Below are 4,486 nucleotides of genomic sequence, written 5' to 3' on the forward strand. Positions count from 1 at the left end.
TGTTTCCAGTCAATGACATCTGGTGACGGCAGTTATTGCATTGCAGCACGCGTGGCCGACTTTTCAGGCGACAGCAGGTCTTGTTGGCGCACTCAGGACAGATGAAACCGTTCGGAAAACGCCAAGCAAGCAGCGCGTTTTCGCACTGCGCTTCAGTGCCATAGTCCTTGAAAAAATCAAACAGGCTGTAGCCTTTCTGGAATTGGACTTTGCTTTTGGCCATGATCTCGCACCTCAGTAACTGTACGTAAGATCAGTATAGCTCGTGGTGACTGCTAATCATGGGTAATCAGGTAACGATAAGCGGTATCTGACTTGATTGTCAGACACCGTTGTTATGTCGGCATATTGTCACTTATGTACGCAAACACGGGCCTTACCTGCGTTCTTGGCTTCGTACATCGCAGAGTCAGCTTGGCTAATCAGTTGATCGGCATTGATTATATCGTCAGCATGATGGATTGCTATGCCGATACTGGCACTGATAACAGCTGTTGTTGAATCGAGTTGTATCGGCTGTTGGATGGCCTCCAATATCTTCTGCGCCAGCATATTGACATCGGGAGTCCCGTGCTTAGTGTTCTCCAACACGATCGTAAATTCGTCACCGCCTAAACGTACTGCTGTATCCGTTTGTCTAATGTTTTCCTGTAAGCGAGTTCCTATGACACGTAATACGGAATCGCCGGCATCATGACCGTGTGTATCGTTGATTTGCTTGAAGCCATCAAGGTCGATATAAAGTAACGCTAAAGATGTCTGAGTCCGCTTGGCGCGGGCTATTGCTGCTGGCAACAAGTTGAACATACCACGCCGGTTATACAATCCAGTTAGCGCGTCGTGAGTGGCTTCGAATTCGTGGATTGCCTCGGCCTTTTTTCGCTCGGTGATATCATGCAGGAACGCACTAAAAATTGTTTTCCCATCAATAAATAAAGGGCTAATTCGGACCTCAACAGGTAAGGTCATGCCATCGCGGCGTACCGCTGTCAGCTCGTTATGTTGATTGAGGACATGGTGCTTACCGGTAGCCAGATAGCATGCCAACCCTGCACGATGAGCCTCACGCATTGAGGCCGGGATGATCGTTTCATCCAGTGGGCGGCCAATCACCTCTTCGCGGCTCCAACCGAAGGTATGCTCTGCTTGTTGATTCCAGTCGCGGATCACACCGTGGTGATCAATGCATACGTAAGCATCGTTCGCGTTTTGGAGCACCATTTGCAATTCAGCTTCGCGTCTACGTAATTCCTGCTCAAACCGAAGCTGCTGAGCAATAGAGGCGGACAGCATTTCATTAGCTAATTTTAGGTCTCTGGTTCTTGTTTCTACTCGGCTATCCAAGTCCTTACGTAACTCAGCCAAGGACGCCTCTGCTTCCTTTTGCTCCTGTACATTTTTGATAATTGAAATGAAATACTCTAACTCACCGTTGTTACTCAATTTTTTGGTGACTATCAGCTGTATCCAAACAGAACGTCCTGATTTAGTGATGTAACGTTTTTCCAGCTGATAGTGGTCGATATCATTATTAATTAATTGCTGTAACAGGGATAAGTCAGTATCTAAATCGTCTGGGTGGGTTATATCCTGAAATGTGAGCTTGAGAAGCTCATCTTGGCTGTAACCGACAATTTGGCATAACGCATCGTTGACGCGCAGCCATCCGCCGTCTGGCGCAACCATCGCAATACCTATGCCTGCACGTTCAAAGATAGTCCTAAAACGCGCTTCGATATCCTCCATGGCTTGTATGGCTTGCTCGGAACGCGCATGACTCAAAAGCACTTCACGCATTTGCATTTCTTTGCTAACGAGTGCGGCAAGGTCAACCAGAATGCTTATCTCATCAGGACTCAATTGTCGAGGTTTGGAGTCTATAGCACATAATGTGCCTATTGCGAGCCCACCGATACTACGTAAAGGCACACCGGCATAGAAGCGAATATTCGGATTTCCCGTTACGAGAGCATTACTCATGAAGCGGGAGTCTTGCTTTGTGTCTGTCACGATCAGCGGTGTTGTTTGCGCTATAGCATGAGCACAAAAAGCAACTTCTCGTGGGGTTTCATTTTCATCAATACCTATCCGCGACTTGAACCACTGTCGGTCAGTGTCGACCAGTGAAACCAATGCAATCGGGACATCTAAAATGAGTGCAACTAATCGAGTCATGCGATCAAAAGCCTCTTCTGACGGAGTATCGAGAATGTTGAGGGCGTGTAGTAGATTGAGTCTGTCTTCTTCATCTGGTGGAATTGGATAAGTTGCCATGTTCGGTAGCTCCTGATGCCTGCCGAAAAATATAACCATAATAAATATCAGTGGTGAGGTTAACGAGCAAATTTCTTCTAAGAATTAGTATGATATGTCTCACTTGTTGAGTTTTTTGGAAGGGTTGGGGCAGCATCAAGATGTTGAGTGATCATCCTTCGAGTGGAGGGAGGCTGTACTCGGTGGTCGTATCCAGGCTTCCCATCACACAGGGGATGGATTATCCAAACAGGCCGCGACACGGCGTGACGAATTGGCTGGCAGGCAGTTTTTCGCAAAACCCATCATCGGCTATGGGTTTTGTCATCAGGTGAGGGGTTTTGTTATCAACCGGCGAGAAGCGGTTGAGAAGGCTCATAAGCCCCGACAGATTTTGTGTAGCGGTTTGTCGGGACGGTCGCTGAAAACGGATCATTGGGCTGCTAAACAGCGATATCGGTATCTCACCACTGGATGAGATACCGACATACCTAGCTAGCCTGAACCCACTCGCCCTCTTCGGGCTGTGGCAGCGGCTTGGATGGTACAGAGCTGGTCAGGGCATCATGGATGCAATTGGCTATTTTCTGGCTGGTCTGCTGCATCCGAGTGTTATGCAGGTGAGCATAACGCAGTGATGTCTGACTGCTCCGGTGCCCAAGCTGGGATTGCACGTCAAACAGGGTGCCGCCGTTGGAGACAATCAACGCCGCTACCGAATGACGACAGGTGTGCAGGCAAACCCCCTCCTTATCTATACCGGCTCGCGCCAGCATCCGCTGAAACCCCTTGGTGGGATTTTGCAATGGCTGCCCTTGCCGCTTGCCGGGAAACAGGTAGGGATTTCCCTGTGTCACCGGTAAGTAGTTCAACAGCTCCACCGCCATATGGTTCAGGTGCAACACACGGCTATGGCCGTTCTTGGTGTGGGGAATATATAGGGTCTTGTCCTCCTTGTTGTAGTGCTGCCATTTGGCCCTTGCCAGCTCGGCCCGGCGCAAGCCGGTGAGCAGCAACATCTTGACATACTGACCGGTATAGAAACTCTCATGCTGATCAGCAGCCCGGAACAGGCGGCGGATTTCATCTGGAGTGAAGTAGCGTTCGCGCCGATTGTTCTCTCGCAGCAATGACACCAAGGCGGCGGGATTGTCCTTGATCAGTCCGGCACGGGCTGCCCAGGTCATGATGGCCTTGAGCAATGCTAATACTCGATTGCAGGTGGCCGGTTTCCATTTCTCGATACCGATAATGCGGTTTCCAGCGGCTACTGATGACGCTAATGCCTGATGGTTCTGATGAGCTGATCGCCCCGTTGTCAGCTGACAATCGAGTTCGCTGGAGCCAGATTTCCATTTCACGCTACCGATAACGCTAATGCCTGATGGTTCTGATGAGCTGATCACCCCGCTGTCAGCTGACAATCGAGCTCGCTGGAGCCAGATTTCCATTTCACGATACCTATAATGCGGCTGACAGAGAGTGCCGAGCAGATTATCGGGCAGCGGCCAGGACTTCATTTCACATTACCGATAACGCCAATGCCTGATGGTTCTGATGAGCTGCTCACCCCGTTGTCAGCTGACAATCGAGTTCGCTGGAGCCAGATTTCCATTTCACGCTACCGATAACGCTAATGCCTGATGGTTCTGATGAGCTGATCACCCCGTTGTCAGCTGACAATCGTTGCCAGCCAGCAGCCAGGATTTCATTTCACGCTACCGATAACGCTAAGGAAGGTGCTAAGGAAGGTGCGAATAAGCGGGGAAATTCTTCTCGGCTGACTCAGTCATTTCATTTCTTCATGTTTGAGCCGATTTTTTCTCCCGTAAATGCCTTGAATCAGCCTATTTAGACCGTTTCTTCGCCATTTAAGGCGTTATCCCCAGTTTTTAGTGAGATCTCTCCCACTGACGTATCATTTGGTCCGCCCGAAACAGGTTGGCCAGCGTGAATAACATCGCCAGTTGGTTATCGTTTTTCAGCAACCCCTTGTATCTGGCTTTCACGAAGCCGAACTGTCGCTTGATGATGCGAAATGGGTGCTCCACCTTGGCCCGGATGCTGGCTTTCATGTATTCGATGTTGATGGCCGTTTTGTTCTTGCGTGGATGCTGTTTCAAGGTTCTTACCTTGCCGGGGCGCTCGGCGATCAGCCAGTCCACATCCACCTCGGCCAGCTCCTCGCGCTGTGGCGCCCCTTGGTAGCCGGCATCGGCTGAGACAAATTGCT

General features: G+C 49.9%; 4 protein-coding genes. All 4 read right to left on the reverse strand.

All coding sequences use genetic code 11. The features are described 5' to 3' along the window. Positions 1–223: transposase (locus C3418_RS22910; protein ID WP_146054115.1), on the reverse strand; the 223-nt coding region annotated here is incomplete at its 3' end. A gap of 128 nt (positions 224–351) precedes the next feature. Next, positions 352–2,274, reverse strand: a complete 1,923-nt coding sequence (locus C3418_RS22915; protein ID WP_103261772.1) for a PAS domain S-box protein — start codon at positions 2,272–2,274, stop codon at positions 352–354. 470 nt (positions 2,275–2,744) lie between these two features. After that, on the reverse strand, positions 2,745–3,704 hold the full coding sequence (locus tag C3418_RS22920) for a site-specific integrase (protein ID WP_258040168.1): 960 nt from the start codon (positions 3,702–3,704) through the stop codon (positions 2,745–2,747). Positions 3,705–4,145: 441 nt separating this feature from the next. After that, positions 4,146–4,486 (reverse strand): transposase (locus C3418_RS22930; RefSeq protein WP_146054127.1); only part of this gene is annotated, 341 nt, incomplete at its 5' end.

Source organism: Aeromonas sp. ASNIH8 (assembly GCF_002919855.1).
Classification (GTDB): Bacteria; Pseudomonadota; Gammaproteobacteria; order Enterobacterales; family Aeromonadaceae; genus Aeromonas; species Aeromonas caviae.